This is a genomic window from Luteimonas sp. e5 (assembly GCF_054031035.1).
In genome coordinates this window covers 736001-753163 of the sequence record NZ_JBSTRX010000002.1, presented here as the reverse complement: position 1 = coordinate 753163, position 17163 = coordinate 736001, and the positions used below count along the sequence as shown (strand labels likewise).

Genomic DNA, 17163 nt, shown 5'->3' with positions numbered 1-17163 from the left:
TTACGGTGGCTGAAATATCTGGCAGCTTCGGATGCGCCTGCACCACTTCACCCGCAGCCCAACAACTCGTTCAAGCCGACACTGCTTCGTAGCCGTCCTGGCGTGATACGCTCAGCTGCCACACCGTGCCGTCCACTACGCAGCGCGGCTCAACTCGGGTGTTCGATCCGGCAGGCAACATCCAGGAGAACTGTATGAAAAGCAAATGTCTTTGCGGCTCTATCGAAATTGAAGCACCAGATCAATCTGAAGTCGGTCTGTGTCACTGCTCAATGTGCAGGCGCTGGTCGGGTGGCCCAATGTTTGCAGTTCATTGTCCAACGGGTGTTGGCTTCTCGGGAAATGAGCCGAAAACCTATCAGTCGTCGTATTGGGCAGAACGAGGTTTCTGCTCGAATTGCGGAACACATCTCTTCTACCATCTGTTGCCCAACAACGAGTACATACTTCCTGCCGGCCTTTTCCAAGAGCAACCGTTCCAGTTGACCAACGAGATCTTCATCGACGAGAAGCCGAGCTTCTACAGCATGAAGAATGAGACCGCAAAGATGACGGGCGAAGAAGTATTCGCCAAGTTCGGTTGACGGTCAACGCTAACCGCACCTAACAGTTCGTTCAAGCCGACGTTGCTTCGTGGCCGCGCTTGCGGTGCAAGCCAACGCTACACCGCCGCTTGCCACGCGCGCACCCAGCCCAACTCAGCTGTCAGGCCCCTATCAATCATCAATCGACAATGAGCGCATCAAATGCAAAGCAACGCTATATCTGATGATTACTTGAGAATCAGCCGAGACGTCCGCTGGCTCAAGGTTTATGCCGTGGCAACTACGCTCGCCCTGGGGGTTTTAGCACTTACCGCCGCCAAATCTCCGCATAGCCAAACCGAGCTGACTGTCGAACGCATCAACGTCGTGGACCCTTCTGGAGTATCACGCTTGGTGATCTCTAATGCCGAGCACTTCCCGTTGCCAAAACTGGGCGGCAAAGAGTATCCGCGCGCCGTGCATCCTGCAGGTATTGTTTTCTATGACACGACTGGTAACGAGGTCGGTGGCCTCGCAATTACCGATGCCAAGATGGGCAAAATTGCAGCACTCGCATTCGACTATTCAAACTACGATGCAATGGGAATGATCACCCGTGTCAGTCCCGATGGACAAGACGCTGTGGCGGGGATTCACATCAACTCTCGCCCACCCGCAGAGTTGGACGTCATTGCAGCCAGCAAGGTTGTTGAGCGTCGCATCGCAATCCAGAACAAGAACGAAGATGCTGAAATATTGCTAGCCGACTCACAAGGCCGTGATCGTATTCGGCTCCGGGTGGACCATGACGGAGACGCCCGCATCGAAGTGCTTGATGAAAAAGGCAATGTCACGTTTAGCGCGCCAGGCGGGACCTGACAACTCGCTCAAGCCGACTCCACGCGTAGCGCCAAGTGTGTGCTGGCGTTATGTCAGCGCGCACTCGCCGCCACAGCCTGTGGCGGCTTGGTTCAAGGTGCCCAGTCCATGCTGAAGGAACAAGCACTCGTCACCGAAGCATCCGAGCTGTCGAAGCTCATCGATGGCTCGCTCCTGCGTTACTGCGATCTGGCTGTGCCGTCGATGGACGGCGGTCAAATCGGCTCTGCATTTCTGTTCTGTACTCTGCGCGGAATCGACTTGTATTGGCCGCTGTTCAACCTGGCGTGTTCGTCGGCTGCACGTTCGCGGGCTGTACCTTTCGTGGCGCGGTCTTTGCGGGCTGCCGGTTCGTCGATTGTCGATTTGAAGACTGTACCTTCGGCCCGGATAATCTGGGCGGCGAGTGCGAGTTCAACGAAACCGTTTGGTACGGTTGCACCCAGATCAATTGCAGCGGGCTCGGCGCCCTGGTTCCGACTGAGGTCTGACAATTCATCCAGACAACACCGATTCGCGGCCCCACTCAACTCATGTGCCGGATATTTCAATGCATGATTCTGCCATCTCCATCGACACCATTCGCAGCAACCCTGAACTCTGCAAGCTCCTTTGGAACTTTGAAGTGGAGATTGGCGATAACCTGAGCGAAGACTGGTACACGATCAAGGGTGCCCCCTCTTTTGACTCTTTTGGAGCAGACGGCTCCGGCGGCCGTTTCATCCTGCTCACTGACGGACGAGTACTGTTCATCTCCTCAGAAGGATCTGCTGGAACGATTGCCAAGGATCTCGAAGAGTTTCTTGACCTTGTTTCGGGCGCACCCTATTGGGGCGACATTCTTCACCGTTCGAATAATGGCGACTTGCGTTGCATGGAGCAGGCAGAAGCTCTTCGCGCGATGCACCCGCGCAATAGCGAGGACTGGCCGGATAGCATGGTCGCTCGCTTCAGGGCGTTGGCGGGCTTGGGGCCGCGTCGGGAAAGTTACGCCAGCATCCTGCATGAAAATGTCAGGAGCGGCGAGCTTGACCCGGTCGTTGCCGCTCCGGATGGCACCATCTACGAGAGTCTGTTCGGCTCATTCCAGCCTGCTGATCGTCTTGGCTGAAAAACCTGGCAGTTCGTTCAGCCGACACTGCTTCGAGGCGTCAACTGCGTGCTTGCGTCATGTCGGTGCGCACTCGTCGCCACGGCGCATGCCACCCTGGCTCAGGGCGGCACGCGGCAACCACGCATGCGCGGATGAGCCCTATTCAAACTGAAGCACCCAAACCCACCGGGATCGGCGGAGTATCGCAGGATCGATTGGCATCGGATTTTCCGAACATTATCAGCAGTTGCAGTCGCCAGGTCATGGAGCTCTTTCCGAGTTTCAAACTCTTGATGCCTGGCTGAGGCTTCATCATGGCCGTTTTTGCATGTTACGCTTGGCCTGGCATGCCACCAGCCGTTTCCACCACGCGGCATGACGTGTTCGCGAGACGCCAAATGATCAGAGTGTCGATATCGCTCGAGGATTATCTCGGCGCGTTGCGGCTTCACCGCAGGAGGCTGGTCAATCGACTGCTGCTTGTGCTGCCAGTCGTGGCAGCCGCCGGGATGCTTGCCATTTCCATCGGCCACAGATGGCCGGGGCTCCTCCTGATTGCCGCCAGCATCGGCGCACTCATTGGCGAGCTGGTCCAATCCCGACTGATCCTGCCGCGCTGGGCAAGGAAAATCCATCGCCAGCAAGCCTCGCTTCGAACTGTTTACACGTACTCATGGGACCGCCTTGGCATTGACAGCTTCTCGGAGGCCGGACAACACAGACGCGCCTGGTCGGACTATGTCAAGGCACTGGAAAACGATCGTTTTTTTCTCTTGTACCACTCGGATGCCATGTTCGAGGTTTTCCCGAAATCGTGCTTTTCAAGTCCGGAACAAGCAGATGAGTTCCGTGCATTGGCATTCCGGGAAAACAGCTGAATCCGTGCAAATCAGCACTGCCACGCGGCACCAGCCACGGGCTTGCGCTACGCTGGCAAGCACTCGCCACCATTGCACAGGGTGGTGCGACACCGATGCACGCGGTCAAATGCGACCAGCTCGCGCTCTGGAGGATCCATGGTTACCCGCTCATTGATTTTCGTCGCCCTCGTCGCCTTTTCCCTGGTCGCCTGCGATCGCCAGGAGACGGTGGCTCCTCAGCCCGTGCAGAGCGCGGCCGCTTCTTCTTCGAGCGCATCCGAGCCGCACACTGCCGAGACCAATTCGGCCGACGTGCATGCCCATGCAACCGAGCTCCCGCCCGTTCCGCAGCAGCCCTGGGCCACGGATGCCCCTCTCCGGCAAGGCATGGACGCGATTGCCGAGGCCGTCACCCGTGCCCAGGACGCCCGGACCAATGGCGCGTTTGATGCCGATCAAGCCGCTGCCCTCGCCCGGGAGATCGAGACGCAGTTCCATTTCATGCTTGCCAATTGCAAGCTGGAACCCGAGGCGGATGTTGCGCTGCATGCCTTGCTGGCGCAGATCGTCGCGGCCAGCCAGGCGGTGAAGAAAAACCCGGGCAATACTTCCGACTTCGATGCGATGACACATGTGCTGATGGAGTATCCGCGCTACTTCGACCATCCGTCATGGCGCTACCCGAAGTCAGTCTGAGTCAACCGCCAGGCCTGCGCGAGGACGCACCCGAACCGGGCATGCATCACGGCCCGGCTTGATTCATGCACCAGGTTTCAAGCCCGATTGCAGGAGCCGCATTGTGAGCGCAACGCAACAACGATCCACATTCGTCACCGTGGTGGCGTGGATATTCATCATCCTGTCGGGATTCGCAACCATGATTTCGCTGCTGCAGAACATCATGGTCCTGACGATTTTTCGTGACCCGATGTTCAGCAACTCCGCGCCACCGCCCGGAGCGCCGCCCTCTGCCGTCTTCATGGCGGAGCACGCCCCCCTGATCTTCTTCGCGTTCCTGCTGCTGTCGCTCTTCATGCTGGTCAGTTCCATCGGCCTGCTGCGGCGCCGGAACTGGGCGCGACTGTGCTTCATCGCTGCCTTGGGATTCGCCATCCTCTGGCAAATCGCGGGCCTTGCCCTGCAGTTCTCTCAGTTTTCGTCCATGCGCGAGGAGTTTTCCGTGGCGACCCTGAGCGGCGGACCCGACATGACACCGTTCTTCGTGGCCATCGCCGCGTTCAGCGTCATCATCGCCATCGGCCTCAGTGTCCTGTTCGGCTGGATCATGCGCAAACTGGTGTCACCGCCGGTGGTGGCCGAATTCCGTCGGTGAGTGCCGGCAGTTTGCTCACGCCTCCGCGGCATTGGGTCGCCAGGTGCATGCTTGCGTCACGCTGATACGCATGGGCTGCCACTGGCCGTGACAGGGAAGGTTCCACAAGCAGTTATCGGACCTTCGGCAGCACCGCGCCATTCACGCCTCACGTCATGCCCGGGGTCCGCTGCCATGAGCGCGACGTGCACATGGAGTGCACCGGGTATTGAGTGAACGCGGCCACGATGCCGGGCGCCCGCACGAGGCCCGCATCGTGGCTTGACCGCGGATCAACTCCGCCACAGCTGACCCCCAATGTGATTTCGTCGAGAACACATTGGCGATCATCCGGCACATCGCCATGAGGCCGCGTCAAGCGGTGCAATCCATTGCCCGGCCGCAGGGCGCTCGACGCAATGTGCTGCCGCACTCGAGTCCGGGATTGATGCCTGAGTGCTCGCGGGGGCAACCGCGTTTTGCAGCCCGGAGTGCGTGATAAGCTGGTTCGTGCATGCGCCGCTCCACGCGCGATGGAACCGCTCCGGCGTGAGGCTCCGCATGCGAACCCGCGGCATGTTCACCAAACTGATGAAGGTGGCTGTCATGAACGATCAATGGCTTGCAACGCTGATTACCGCGACACCTCAAGAGGGGTTCGAGCTGGCCATCACCCTGAGTCGTCGTGGCGTCAAGTACACGCAACCGGATACGGGCGTGCTGAAAGAGCTGCGCCCCGAATATGCCAATTCAGCCGAAGGCCTCACCCTCGCCTCGCAGGTGGTCGCCATCAACTTCCAGACGATCGCCGCCGCGAACGACTATTGGCGCAAGTAGTCCGTGCCTTCGCCGTTCGTCGCGTGGCCAAAACCCCACGGGCGCATGGCCCGGAGCAGGATGGCGCCCTGCACCACCACGCCATCGCCAAGCGTGACATCGATAGATGCGTGAGATGATGATGGGTTTTCTGCACATGCTGCTTGTTGCCGGCCTCGCGTTGGCGCACACGCCCGCGGGGCAGGATAGCCCGACATCGGGCTATCCCGAACTTCCACGGGATGCGCGCAGGGTGGCGGAACGCTCGATCGCCTGCCGGCATTACGCAGACGAGTTCATGGGAATGGGGGATGCGCGCGATCGCGAAGTGAACCGCCAGCTCGGGAAGTTGCGCTGTCACTCACTGGAGAAAGACGCCGAGCGCATGAGAAGGAAGTACCGGGATGATCCCGAAGTTCTCCGTCTCATCAATGAAGCGCTCGAGTGGCTGGCCGGTTGATCGCCACAGCGAAGAGCCGCCACGTCACTGCTCGTTGTCGCCCGAAACGGAACGCCTTGCTTTCACACCCGACGAATGCAAGCATCGCCTTGAGCCTTCAGCGCACCGCCGCGGCGTTCGCCGGATCAGCCGTGGCAGCCCGGGCGATGCCGGCGGCAGGTGTATTCGCGCCTGACCCGCGTGCAGCCATCCGGCCCGGCTGCGCATCACACCACCATCCGCACATGACGATCTCCCGATGAAACCCTTCAGCCTGATTCTCATCTCGATCATCCTGCTCGCGCAGGCCACGGCTGCGGCCCGAGCGGGGGATCTGTTCGTCGCCAATTCGAAGGAGCAAGGTGCCGACTTCGATTTGACCGCGACTGAAGTCGAACGCCTGCCGACGAAGTCCTATCTCTCGATCCCGAACTTCCACGAGCGCACGGCTCCGGGTTCGCGCTGGTTGATGTGCGTCTACACCGAGCTGGCCATGGAGCGCGGGTTCGAATACTGGTTCGTCCAGTATCCGCGCGGCGAGGACACGCGCGTGATTGTCGGGTTCGCCGACTCGAATGCGACCACGGCCGACGAGGCGATTGGCAGCGACTTCAACTCCGAAGCCTTGCTCAACCCGACACCCTCACCGGTCAGGCTGTGGGCGGCGCTTTGCGGGCTGTGAGTAGAGCCCTGCCAGCTCCGGCAACACGTTGAAGCAGGGCACCAGTGTTCCTTGCCTGGCGAGCAGGCATCCGTCATAAACACATATGGATACGACTGCATTCCTGCTGACGCTGTTCAAACAGCTGTGGTGGCTTGCTCCGCTGTTCGTGTTGACAGCCATCCTCAAATCACCTGCAGTGAAAGGCTGGTTCGGCGAGAAGAGGCTAGAACGCCGAGCTGCGCGCAGGCTCCCCGCGCACGCCTATCGTGCATTCCATAACGTGACCATTCCCGACGGCTCCGCAACCACGCAGATCGACCATGTATATGTATCGCGTTACGGGATCTTCGTCATCGAGACGAAGAACTACAAGGGCTGGATCTTCGGCTCGCAGCGCGACCGCTCCTGGACGCAATCGATCTACGGCAGGAAAAAGACGTTCCAGAACCCGCTGCGCCAGAACCACAAGCACACCATGACACTCGCGGACATGCTCGGCATGGCCCATTCGCTCATCCACTCGGTCGTGGTGTTCACCGGCGAATCCAAGTTCAAGACGCCGCTGCCGGACAATGTGCGGACCCTGCACGACTTCGATTCCCATATCCTGTCGTTCACGCAACCCCGCTTGACCGAGCAGGACGTCGAGCGAATTTGTCGAGCCATCGAGTCCGCCCGCCTGGCCCCGGGCCGCGCCACGAACCGGGCACATCGCCGCAATTTGCGCAAGCGCCATGGGCGTGGACTTCCCCCATGACGCCTCATCGTCGCCGACAATGTTTCATTGCATACCAGCCGACCAACAAAGGCGTGCATCCCGATGTGCTCCGCATACCTGCACGACATCAGCACGCTGCCGGGTTCGAACGATGAAATCACGCATGTTCAAGAGCAAAAGTGCCGTCTATGCCAGGAGCTACCTGGTCACGCTCGGGCTGATCTTTTCTGCCACCGGCGCGTTCTTCCTGTACGCATGGGGAGGCACCCTGCCGGACTGGCCCTGGTGGGGACAGGTAACGGTGGCTGTCCTGCTGGTGATGGGCCCGGTATTGGTGGTGGGCGGTTTGTTCGGCCCTTCACGACACATGCAAGCATGGGCGGAACTGGCCTCCCGGCATGAAGCCGCGCTGATTTTTCTGGTGCTGGCCTACCCGCTCTATCGGGTGTTGAAACCTTTCTACGAAAAGCGCTGAGCGGCGCGGGTGGCGCACGAAGCGCTGCCTGCGACCGCGCGTCCGGTACCGCCCGGGCATGCTAGGCTGAGCATGCCGGGACGGCGATGAGGCACGCCGGCCAAGCCCGGACTCAGGAGTCGCATGAACAAGGTGGTTGCCCTGCTCGCATGCTTTCTCGTCGGGTGTTCCTCGCTGCCCGGCCCGGCGTTGCCGCTCGCCTCCGGCCAGTACGTGTTCCAGCATCGCTTCGCGGAAGATCCGCGGTTCAACAGCATTCCGCTGCACGTGACGATCCGCGGTGACCGCATCACCGTTGTCAATCCGAAAGCGCATGACCCGTTCCCGGCGGGTGTCATCGAGCAGGGGTGGCTGATGTGGCATGCGGCTTCGAGCACCTGGATCATCGGGCAGTCGAAGCAGGACCGACATGCGCCCGAGGTCGGCGGCTGCAGTGACGGGCCGAACGTGGTGGACCTTGTCAACAGGATTTACTGGACGTGCTGACACTGCCACCCGCCTTCCCCGCCAGTCGGACATCAGGTGCACGCAATCGCGGGACTTCGGCATGCCGGACCTGCCCGGTGCCGGGACACGAAACGTTTTTCGCGAAAATCAAGAGACAGTCGGGATGATGAAGAAGCTGATGCTCGGGATCGCCATGCTTGCAAGCGGGTGCGCCACTTCGTCTTCGGAAAGGGAGGTCTTTCGCTCCGGCCAGTTCTGGAAAGTGACGTTCGCGAAGGAAAGCCGCTATCCGGCCACGGACAAACTGTCCTACCGGGTATACCGGATGCCGCGCGGGCGCGGCGGCAGTCCGACACGCCTGGAGATCGGCCCACCACATCTTTCAAAACCGACTTCGGACTTCCTCGCGGTCAGTGCCTCCGGTCCGGGAGATGACATATTCCCGGCGATCCTGGTGTTTGCCGAGGACGGGAACGACGGAATCAAGGCATTCCGCGTGACTCCGCAAGGGGATGACGTGCTGGTGCGGCAGCTGTGAACCGCCCCATGCGCATCCTCTACATCGACATGGACAATGTGCTCGTCGATTTTCCGAGTGCATTCGCGCATCTGTCCGAAGACGACCACCGGACATATGCCGACCGTCTGGACGAGGTTCCCGGAATATTTTCCAGGATGGCGCCCCTGCCCGGTGCGATCGACGCCTTCAACGAGTTGAGCAGGCTGTTCGATACCTACCTGCTGTCAACCGCACCCTGGGAGAATCCAAGCGCGTGGTCCGACAAGTTGCTGTGGGTCAAGCAGCATCTGGGCGCACCTGCCTACAAACGCCTGATCCTCTCCCATCACAAGAATCTGAACATCGGGGATTTCCTGATTGACGACCGCACCAGGAACGGCGTCGATCGATTCGCGGGCGAGCATGTCCACTTCGGCAGCGCGCGGTTCCCGGACTGGCCGAGCGTGGTGGCCTACCTGAAGCAGCACGTGGATTGACATCGGACCGGCTCCGCCGCGCTCGTGTTTCATCACGCGCTGGATTGACTTCGTCATCGCGGGTGGGCAATGCTGCGGCGGTCGGGTGCTTCTTCATTCTCCGCTTCATCGAAGGACGGAGGGCACCATGTCGAAAGACGACCCGGGGAACTGCACGAGAGATTCACCGCGGCTCGCGCCGGGTACGGCCTGCGCTCAGCTGGCGAATCCATGCGCGATCCTGCCGTGCGACACGCGAAGCGGAGCCATGAGGGAGGCTGGAATGAAAGAACTGCATTTGTATCCGAACAAGATGAAACTGATGCTGGGCACGGCCGGCGCGGCTGCGTTCACGTTGGGCTTCCTGTGGATGCTGATGCGCGGCCCGGATCCGGATTCGGTATTCCGCGTCATCCGCAGCCCGCTCATCTACTACCCCATCATGCTCGGCGGGGCCCTTCTGTTCGCGTTCTTCACGGGGTTGGCGGTGAAACAGGTCCTCAATCCGAAGCCGCGTGTATCGCTCACCGCAGAGGGGGTGACCACCACGGGATTCGCGGGCCATTTCAACGCGCCATGGGATGCGTTTTCCGCCTGCACTCATCATGGCAACAACATTCTGGTCATGCGTTTGAAGGATCCGGATGATTTCATATCGCGGCAAGCGGAAGGCCGTCCGCGAGAGTCGGCACGCCGGCTGTCGGCGGAGTTCGGCAGCCCCTTCCTGATCGAGTTCGACCAGCTTGCGGCGGACCGCGAGGCCGTGCAGCAGTTCATCAAGCAGCATCTGCCCTTGCAGGGCTGACGCATGCCGTCGCGCACCGGACTTGAATCATGTCCGATTACGTTTGCGGCGCGTGCAGCGCCAGGATCCCGGACCACACGCTGCGTGCCACGCCGACGCATCCCGACGGCGAGGTCACATGCCCGCAGTGCAGGACGCGGCTTGCCGTGGCACGACCTGCGGCAAAGCGCCAGGTCCTGCACGCGGTCGTCATCGGCCTACTGGTCTTCACCTCTGCATGGCTGTTTTCCGGAAACCCCCACGGCAAGCTGCTGGCCGCGATCGGCTGGGCGGTATTGGCTTTATTTGCGTCACGTTCGCACGCCGCGAGCCGGAAACTCGTTCCACAGGACCCGACACCGACTGCGTGATGCGTGGCGCATGGTGTATGGTTTTCACCCGCACCTTTCACGCCTTGTCGCACAGCACAACACGCATTCCCTGTGCGATCGAGCGCCTGTCTCGACCTGTCCAGTGACATGGTTCGCAGCGTGCGGGATTCCGGACCGGGCCACGACGTGGCCCACTTCAACTGTCGAACCAGAGGGGATCAAGCAATGAAATACGTCATCGCAGCCGTGCTCGCGCTCGTATCGACCTCCGCCTTCTGCCAGAACCCGGCCACTGACGCCGAGGCACTGCTGAAGGCGATCCAGGACGGCAATGCCGCCGAGTCCATCGAGTCGGTGTTCGAGGGAACCGTCATCCAGCGGCGCAATCCCGCTTCCATCCAGAGCGTCAAGGGGCAGGTCGAAAACCTGTTCAAGGCCTATGGCACGCCACGCGGCTACGAAAAGGCGTGCGAGAAAGACCTTTCACCCTCGTACAAGCGCCTGGTCTACCTGCAGAAGTTCGATGACCTGCCGATCGCCTGGCAGTTCTATTACTACAAGCCCGGCAACGAATGGACCCTCACCAACCTGAGGTTCAATGACAACGTGGTCGAGATTTTGGACAGCTGCCGCTGAGGCAAACACGTTGCGGGCTCCATCCCGGCGCGCGTCGGGATGGAGCGCCACCCTGTGGCCGGGCGTGCACCATGCACGCCTGGCGCAGTGGGTGAATTGGTCTTGCCGAAGCGATCGTGAGCCACGAGCCGCAGGCGCGGCGGCGCGACGCGAGCTGCGTCCTCAGCGCTTGAGCAGGTCGAGGATGTCTTCGAGTTCCTGCCGCACCTGGCGGATGATCTGCGAGGAGAGTGCCGATTCCTGCCTGGCGCCTTCGCCCTCCAGCCGCAGGCGTGCGCCACCGATGGTGTAGCCCTGCTCGTACAGCAGGCTGCGGATCTGGCGCACCATCAGCACGTCATGGCGCTGGTAATAGCGGCGGTTGCCGCGGCGCTTGACCGGATTGAGCCCGGGAAACTCGGTTTCCCAGTAGCGCAGCACGTGCGGTTTGACATCACACAGCTCGCTGACCTCACCGATGGTGAAGTAGCGTTTGGCCGGGATCGGCGGCAGCTCCTTGTTGCTACCTGGGTCCAGCATAGGCTTCCACCCGCTCCTTCAGCTTCTGCCCCGGGCGGAACGTCACCACGGTGCGTGCGCTGATCGGGATTTCCTCGCCGGTCTTGGGATTGCGGCCCGGGCGCTGGTTCTTGCGGCGCAGCTCGAAGTTGCCGAACCCCGACAGCTTCACCGGCTGGCCCTGGGCCAGCTCGGCGCTCAGCGTTTCGAAGAAGGCATCAACGAACTCCTTCGCTTCGCGCTTGTTGAGTCCGAGTTCCTCGAACAACTGCTCGGCCATCACCGCCTTGGTCAACGACATGCTTCATCCCCTGATCCGGATTGCCTGCTCCTGGGCCAGGGCCGTTATCACCCTGGCCACCAGCGCATCCACTTCCTGTTCGGTCAGCGTGCGCGATTCCTCCTGCAAAATCAAGCCCATGGCGAGGCTTTTGAATCCCGCTTCGACCCCCTTGCCTGCGTAACGATCGAACAGCACCAGATCGCGCAGCAGCGGCCCGGCCGCCTGCAGCACGGTGTCGCGGATCGCCTGCCACTGCAGCGCCTCGGGGGCGATGACCGCCAGGTCCCGGCGCACCGAGGGAAAGCGCGACAACGCGCGCGTCGTGACCGGCTGGCGCCGGGCAAGCGGCGCGAGGTCGAGTTCGAAGCCGAATGCCGGCACGTCGATCTCCAGCGCCTGGCACAGGCGCGGGTGCAGTTGCCCGAGCCAGCCGACACGCTGCCCCTCATGGTGGATGTCGGCGCTGCGGCCGGGATGGCCGAACGGCTCGGTGCTGCGCTGGAACTCCAGCTTGATGCGGGCCCAAGCCGCCAGTGCCTCGACTTCCCCCTTGAGGTCGTGGAAATCCACTTCGCGCGCATCACTGGCCCAATGCTCGGCGCGCGCGCTGCCGCAGGCCAGCGCGGCGATGCGTTCGATCTCTTGGGGTGCCGCGCCGGTTTCGGCGGGCACGGCGAACACGCGGCCCAGCTCGAACAGGCGCACCCGCGTCTGCTGTCGCGCCAGGTTGCGTGCCAACGCGCTGGCCAGCCCCGGCAGCAGCATCGGCCGCATCACGCCCAGTTCCGCGGACAGCGGGTTGAGCAGCGGCACGGCATCGTCCAATTGCCATTTGCCCAGCAGCGCGGCATCGACGAAGGCGTAATTTAGCGCTTCCTGCCAGTCACGCACGGCCAGGTGCCGGCGCAGATCGGCCTCGGCCACGGCGTCGGCCGCCGGTGCGATGACCCGCGCCGGGCCACCGGGCAGCTTGATCGGGATTTGGTCATAGCCGTGGATGCGGGCGATTTCCTCGATCAGGTCTTCCTCGATGGCGAGGTCGAAGCGGCGCGGCGGCGGGGTGACGTTCCAGCCCTCATCGCCGGCCTCCACCTGCAACCCGAGCGCGTTGAGGATGCGCTCGATCTCGGCGTCGGCGATGGCAAGACCGAGCACGCGCGCAACGCGCGCACGGCGCAGGTGGATGCTCGCCGGACACGGCAGGTCGGCGTGGTTGACCGCTTCCACCACCGGACCCGCCTCACCACCCGCGATGTCGAGGATCAGGCGCGTGGCGCGCTCGATCGCCTGGCGCGGCAGTTGCGGATCGACGCCACGCTCGAAGCGGTGCGCGGCATCGGTATGCAGACCGAGCCGGCGGCTGCGGCCGATGATGGCGCCCGGCGCGAAGTGCGCGGCTTCGAGGAACACGTTGCGCGTGGCTTCATCGACCCGGCTGTCGTGCCCGCCCATGACCCCGGCCAGTGCGATCGGCCGCTCGTCGTCAGTGACCAGCAGGAACTCCTCGTCGAGCGCCACATCGCGCTCGTCGAGCAACACCATGTGCTCACCGCGACGCGCACGACGCACGCGGATCGGCCCCTCGAGGCGATCGCGGTCGAAGGCGTGCATCGGCTGGCCCAGTTCGAGCATCACGTACTGGGTGACATCGACCAGGAAACTGAGCGGGCGGATGCCGCTGCGACGCAGGCGCTCGGCCATCCACAGCGGCGTCTTCACCGTGGCGTCCACGCCCTCGATCACGCGGCCGAGGTAACGCGGCGCATCGGCGCCGGCGGCCAGCTCGACCGCCAGCGTCTGCGCGGTGGTCGCCGGCACCGCCGGAATGTCGAATGCGCTCACTTCGCTGCCGGTCGCCGCAGCCACGTCGAAGGCGATGCCGCGGATGCCGAAGCAGTCGGCGCGGTTGGGGGTGAGCTTGAGCTCGATGCTGGCATCGGGCAGGCCCAGGTAGTCGGCCAGCGGCGTGCCCACGGGCGCATCCTGCGGCAGCTCCATCAGGCCCGAGGCGTCGGCATCCAGGCCAAGCTCCTTGCCCGAGGCCAGCATGCCGTTGGATTCGACGCCGCGCAGGGTCGCGGCCTTGATGCGCAGCTCGCCCAGTTGCGCGCCGACCATCGCCAGCGGCGCCTTCAGTCCGACGCGGGCGTTGGGTGCTCCGCAGACCACTTGCAGGCGACCGTGCGCGCCGGCATCCACCTCGCATACCTGCAGGCGATCGGCCTGCGGATGTTTTTCGGCGGCGACGATCTCGGCCACCACCACCTTGTCGAGGTCTTCGCCGAGCACGTCCAGCTGTTCCACTTCCAGCCCGATCGCGGTCAGCGCTTCGGCCAGCCGCGTGCGGTCGGCGTCGGTGTGGATGTGTTCGCGCAGCCAGTTTTCGGAAAATTTCATGCCAATCGGGATCCAGTGCGGCAGGTGCCGCGACGAGGCGCGGCATGATCGGGAAGGGGCTCAGGCGTGGCGGCGCAGGAAACGCACGTCGTTCTCGAAGAAGCTGCGCAGGTCGTCCACGCCTTCGTGCAACATGGCGAAGCGCTCCACGCCCATGCCGAAGGCGAAGCCGGTGTAGCGCTCGGCATCGATGCCGACGTTCGCCAGCACGTTGGGGTGCACCATGCCGCAGCCGAGCACTTCCAGCCAGCGCATGCTGCCATCGGCCTGCTGCCAGGCGATGTCGACCTCGGCCGAGGGCTCGGTGAAGGGGAAGTAGCTCGGACGGAAACGCATGCGGAAATCGCGGCCGAAGAACGCGCGCACGAACTCGGCCAGGGTGCCCTTGAGATCGGCGAAGCTGGCGCTTTCATCCACCAGCAGCCCCTCGATCTGGTGGAACATCGGGGTATGCGTCTGGTCCGAATCGCTGCGGTAGACCTTGCCGGCGGCGATCATGCGCAGCGGCGGCGTCTGCCCGGCGCGCACGTGCTCGAGCATGTAGCGGATCTGCACGCCCGAGGTATGCGTGCGCAGCAGGCGTCCGTCGGCGAAGTAGAAGGTGTCATGCATCGCCCGAGCCGGATGGTGCGGCGGGAAGTTGAGCGCCTCGAAGTTGTGCCAGTCGTCCTCGATCTCGGGGCCGGCGGCCAGTTCGTAGCCCATGCGCGCGAAGATGCCGGTCATGCGCTCCAGGGTGCGGCTGACCGGGTGCAGCGTGCCCAGCGCGGCATCGCGTCCGGGCAGGGTCACGTCCACCGCTTCGCTGGCCAGACGCGCGTCCAGTGCGGCGGCGTCCAGCTGCGCCTTGCGCGCGCCGAGCGCGGTGGCGATGGCATCGCGTGCGCGGTTGATCGCCGCACCCGCGGCCTTGCGCTCCTCGGGTGGCAAGGTGCCGAGGGTCTTCAACTGCGCGGTGATGCTGCCGGATTTGCCCAGCAGCGCGACGCGCAGTGCTTCGAGCGCTTCGGGTGTGGTGGCAGCCTCGACCTCGTCCAGTGCTCGGGTCTGCAGGGATTGGATATCGCTCATCGTGATCGGCAACGGGCAGGAAGGCGGGAATGGGCGCGACGACGCACGCCGTGCGCAAGCCGGGGATTGTCGCCCACTCGGGGACGGGACGCACTTCGCCGGCGCTGAATGCAAAACGGGGAAGGACTTGCGCCCTTCCCCGCCTGCGGGATGCATGCAAGCACGGGCGCGCGCGGCGCCCGCATGCCGGGCTTACTCGACTTCGCGACCGCCCTGCAGTTCGTCCTGCAGCGCCTTGAGCTCGTCCATCTTGCCCGCGGCGGCCAGCTCGGCCTGCTGCGGCCAGGTGGTCGGGTCGTGGGCGGCGAACTGGCTGCCGGCCTGGTCGAGGATTTCACGCAGCTTGGCCGGGTCGCTGCCGGCGAGGTCGGCAAAGGTGAGGATGCCGGCCTGATTGAAGACCTCGGCGATCTTCGGGCCGATGCCCTCGATCAGCTTGAGGTCGTCGCCCTTGGCGGCCTTCTTCGCCGGTGCCTTCTTCGCCGCTGCAGCCGGGGCGGCCTGCTCGGCCTTGGCTGCGGGCTTGGCCTTCTTCGCCTTGGCCGGCTTGGCCTCCTGCACGAAGCGCGGCAGGGTGGCCGGGATGGTGATGGCCACGCCCAGTGCCTTGGCCGAGGCTTCGGCGAGGCGGCCGAAACCGGCGAGATCATGCACCGCGATGTCGGCCAGCACCTTGCGGTCCAGGCCGATGCCGGCCTTGGCCAGGCCGTTCATGAAGCGGCTGTAGGACAGGCCGTACATGCGCGCGGCGGCATTGATGCGGGTGATCCACAGGCTGCGGAACTGACGCTTCTTCAGCTTGCGGCCGATGTAGGCGTACTGGTCGGCCTTGATCACCGCCTGATTGGCGACGCGGAACACCTTGCGGCGCGCGTTGTAATAGCCCTTGGCGGACTTCAGGACCTTCTTGTGACGACGGCGTGCTACCACGCCACGCTTGACTCGTGCCATTTCCGGGTTCTCCTCTCAGTCTCAGGCGTAGGGCAGCTGGCGCGCGATGCGGCCAGCGTCCTCGGCGCGCACGTAGGCGGGCTGGCGCAGGTTGCGCTTGCGCTTGGTCGCCTTCTTGGTGAGGATGTGGCTGCGGTTGGCGCTGCCACGCTTGAACTTGCCGCTGGCGGTCTTCTTGAACCGCTTGCCGGCAGCACGATGCGACTTGATCTTGGGCATGGTGATGTCCTTTCGGGGTTGTTCGACTGATCAAGGCGGCAGCCATGCATGGACACCATGCGCTGCGCTTTCCGTCCTGCCCTGATCGGTTAGAAGGCCCTCGCCCCTGACGGGGGATGGCGGGTCCAATCAAAAACGCCCGGCGAACCGGGAGCCGACTAGTATGCGGCGATTTCGACCGCGACGCAAGCCCGTCGTGCGCGGTCGGCGTGCTCGACAGGGCCGGCGCGGTCCGCGCCCTGCCCTGCCGTCGCGCTCACTTCTTCTTCGGCGCGATCATCATCACCATCTGCCGGCCTTCCAGCCGCGGGCGCGATTCGATCGTCACCTCGTCGCCGAGGTCGGCCTCGATCCGCGCGGCCATCTCGCGGCCCAGTTCCTGGTGGCTCATTTCGCGGCCACGGAAGCGGATGTTGACCTTGATCTTGTCCCCGTCCTCGAGGAATTCGCGCATCTTGCGCAGCTTGATCTGGTAATCGCCCTCGTCGGTGACCGGGCGGAACTTCACTTCCTTGATCTCGGACTGCTTCTGCTTCTTCTTGGCTTCGTTGGCGCGCTTCTGCTGCTCGAACCTGAACTTGCCGAAATCCATGATCTTGCAGACCGGCGGATCGGCATTGGGCTGGATCTCGACCAGGTCGAGGCCTTCGTCCTCGGCCCGCGCAAGGGCTTCGTCGCGCGAGAGGACACCGATCATTTCGCCGTCGCTGCCGATCACGCGCACGCGGGGTACGCGGATGTCCTGGTTGCGGCGGTTCTGTTTCGAATCGTACGTGCTGATATTGCAATC

General features: G+C 63.1%; 25 protein-coding genes and 1 pseudogene. 18 read left to right on the top strand and 8 right to left on the bottom strand.

Annotated features, from left to right (window positions below):
• The first annotated feature begins 194 nt into the window (after positions 1–194).
• From ACW11F_RS09070 to ACW11F_RS08985, 18 genes are all read left to right on the top strand, one after another.
• A complete protein-coding gene (locus ACW11F_RS09070; protein ID WP_456996529.1) occupies positions 195–584 on the top strand; it encodes a GFA family protein in 390 nt (129 codons plus the stop codon).
• Between the two features lie 162 nt (positions 585–746).
• Positions 747–1403, top strand: a complete 657-nt coding sequence (locus ACW11F_RS09065; RefSeq protein ID WP_456996528.1) for a hypothetical protein — start codon at positions 747–749, stop codon at positions 1401–1403.
• 50 nt (positions 1404–1453) lie between these two features.
• A complete protein-coding gene (locus ACW11F_RS09060) occupies positions 1454–1894 on the top strand; it encodes a pentapeptide repeat-containing protein (RefSeq protein WP_456996527.1) in 441 nt (146 codons plus the stop codon).
• Positions 1895–1953: 59 nt separating this feature from the next.
• The gene (locus tag ACW11F_RS09055) at positions 1954–2514 is read left to right on the top strand and encodes a hypothetical protein (RefSeq protein ID WP_456996526.1); all 561 of its coding nucleotides are present in this window, start codon (positions 1954–1956) and stop codon (positions 2512–2514) included.
• 296 nt (positions 2515–2810) lie between these two features.
• Positions 2811–3374, top strand: coding sequence for a YcxB family protein (locus tag ACW11F_RS09050; RefSeq protein WP_456996525.1), 564 nt, complete (start codon positions 2811–2813; stop codon positions 3372–3374).
• A gap of 138 nt (positions 3375–3512) precedes the next feature.
• Positions 3513–4052, top strand: coding sequence for a hypothetical protein (locus ACW11F_RS09045; protein WP_456996524.1), 540 nt, complete (start codon positions 3513–3515; stop codon positions 4050–4052).
• 103 nt (positions 4053–4155) lie between these two features.
• Positions 4156–4689 carry a hypothetical protein gene (locus ACW11F_RS09040; RefSeq protein WP_456996523.1) on the top strand — a complete coding sequence of 178 codons (534 nt, stop codon included), beginning with the start codon at positions 4156–4158 and terminating at the stop codon, positions 4687–4689.
• Between the two features lie 555 nt (positions 4690–5244).
• On the top strand, positions 5245–5505 hold the full coding sequence (locus ACW11F_RS09035; RefSeq protein ID WP_456996522.1) for a hexameric tyrosine-coordinated heme protein: 261 nt from the start codon (positions 5245–5247) through the stop codon (positions 5503–5505).
• Between the two features lie 106 nt (positions 5506–5611).
• Positions 5612–5944 (top strand): hypothetical protein, encoded by a 333-nt coding sequence (locus tag ACW11F_RS09030; protein WP_456996521.1) that lies wholly within the window; start codon positions 5612–5614, stop codon positions 5942–5944.
• Between the two features lie 238 nt (positions 5945–6182).
• Entirely contained in the window at positions 6183–6605 is a 423-nt protein-coding gene (locus tag ACW11F_RS09025; RefSeq protein ID WP_456996520.1) for a hypothetical protein, read from the top strand.
• Between the two features lie 85 nt (positions 6606–6690).
• Positions 6691–7344, top strand: a complete 654-nt coding sequence (locus tag ACW11F_RS09020; protein ID WP_456996519.1) for a nuclease-related domain-containing protein — start codon at positions 6691–6693, stop codon at positions 7342–7344.
• A gap of 124 nt (positions 7345–7468) precedes the next feature.
• Complete coding sequence (locus ACW11F_RS09015) at positions 7469–7780, top strand: hypothetical protein (RefSeq protein ID WP_456996518.1); 312 nt, start codon at positions 7469–7471, stop codon at positions 7778–7780.
• Positions 7781–7903: 123 nt separating this feature from the next.
• The gene (locus tag ACW11F_RS09010; RefSeq protein WP_456996517.1) at positions 7904–8266 is read left to right on the top strand and encodes a hypothetical protein; all 363 of its coding nucleotides are present in this window, start codon (positions 7904–7906) and stop codon (positions 8264–8266) included.
• 61 nt (positions 8267–8327) lie between these two features.
• Positions 8328–8765 (top strand): hypothetical protein, encoded by a 438-nt coding sequence (locus ACW11F_RS09005; RefSeq protein WP_456996516.1) that lies wholly within the window; start codon positions 8328–8330, stop codon positions 8763–8765.
• An 8-nt stretch (positions 8766–8773) separates the two neighbouring features.
• Positions 8774–9223, top strand: coding sequence for a 5' nucleotidase, NT5C type (locus tag ACW11F_RS09000; protein ID WP_456996515.1), 450 nt, complete (start codon positions 8774–8776; stop codon positions 9221–9223).
• A gap of 262 nt (positions 9224–9485) precedes the next feature.
• On the top strand, positions 9486–10007 hold the full coding sequence (locus tag ACW11F_RS08995; protein ID WP_456996514.1) for a hypothetical protein: 522 nt from the start codon (positions 9486–9488) through the stop codon (positions 10005–10007).
• A 29-nt stretch (positions 10008–10036) separates the two neighbouring features.
• Positions 10037–10357 (top strand): TMEM14 family protein, encoded by a 321-nt coding sequence (locus ACW11F_RS08990; protein ID WP_456996512.1) that lies wholly within the window; start codon positions 10037–10039, stop codon positions 10355–10357.
• Between the two features lie 186 nt (positions 10358–10543).
• Positions 10544–10954, top strand: coding sequence for a hypothetical protein (locus ACW11F_RS08985; RefSeq protein WP_456996510.1), 411 nt, complete (start codon positions 10544–10546; stop codon positions 10952–10954).
• A gap of 162 nt (positions 10955–11116) precedes the next feature.
• On the opposite strand, the gene ACW11F_RS08980 is transcribed toward ACW11F_RS08985, so the two are convergent.
• The 8 genes and pseudogenes from ACW11F_RS08980 to infC all read right to left on the bottom strand — a co-directional run bounded on the left by ACW11F_RS08980 (position 11117) and on the right by infC (position 17154).
• Complete coding sequence (locus ACW11F_RS08980) at positions 11117–11473, bottom strand: MerR family transcriptional regulator (protein ID WP_456996508.1); 357 nt, start codon at positions 11471–11473, stop codon at positions 11117–11119.
• A complete protein-coding gene (locus ACW11F_RS08975) occupies positions 11457–11753 on the bottom strand; it encodes an integration host factor subunit alpha (RefSeq protein ID WP_456996506.1) in 297 nt (98 codons plus the stop codon). The genes ACW11F_RS08980 and ACW11F_RS08975 overlap by 17 nt, the downstream gene beginning before the upstream one ends.
• A 3-nt stretch (positions 11754–11756) precedes the next feature.
• Positions 11757–14132: a phenylalanine--tRNA ligase subunit beta gene (gene pheT, locus ACW11F_RS08970; protein WP_456996505.1), complete on the bottom strand. Its 2376-nt coding sequence runs from the start codon at positions 14130–14132 to the stop codon at positions 11757–11759.
• A gap of 60 nt (positions 14133–14192) precedes the next feature.
• Positions 14193–15203 (bottom strand): phenylalanine--tRNA ligase subunit alpha, encoded by a 1011-nt coding sequence (gene pheS / locus ACW11F_RS08965; protein ID WP_456996504.1) that lies wholly within the window; start codon positions 15201–15203, stop codon positions 14193–14195.
• A 192-nt stretch (positions 15204–15395) separates the two neighbouring features.
• Complete coding sequence (locus tag ACW11F_RS08960) at positions 15396–15764, bottom strand: helix-hairpin-helix domain-containing protein (protein WP_456996591.1); 369 nt, start codon at positions 15762–15764, stop codon at positions 15396–15398.
• A 39-nt stretch (positions 15765–15803) separates the two neighbouring features.
• A pseudogene (rplT, locus tag ACW11F_RS08955) lies at positions 15804–16154 on the bottom strand (50S ribosomal protein L20); the annotation flags it as partial.
• A gap of 21 nt (positions 16155–16175) precedes the next feature.
• Positions 16176–16373 (bottom strand): 50S ribosomal protein L35, encoded by a 198-nt coding sequence (rpmI, locus tag ACW11F_RS08950; protein ID WP_456996503.1) that lies wholly within the window; start codon positions 16371–16373, stop codon positions 16176–16178.
• Between the two features lie 256 nt (positions 16374–16629).
• On the bottom strand, positions 16630–17154 hold the full coding sequence (gene infC / locus ACW11F_RS08945) for a translation initiation factor IF-3 (protein ID WP_456996590.1): 525 nt from the start codon (positions 17152–17154) through the stop codon (positions 16630–16632).
• Positions 17155–17163: the final 9 nt, after the last annotated feature.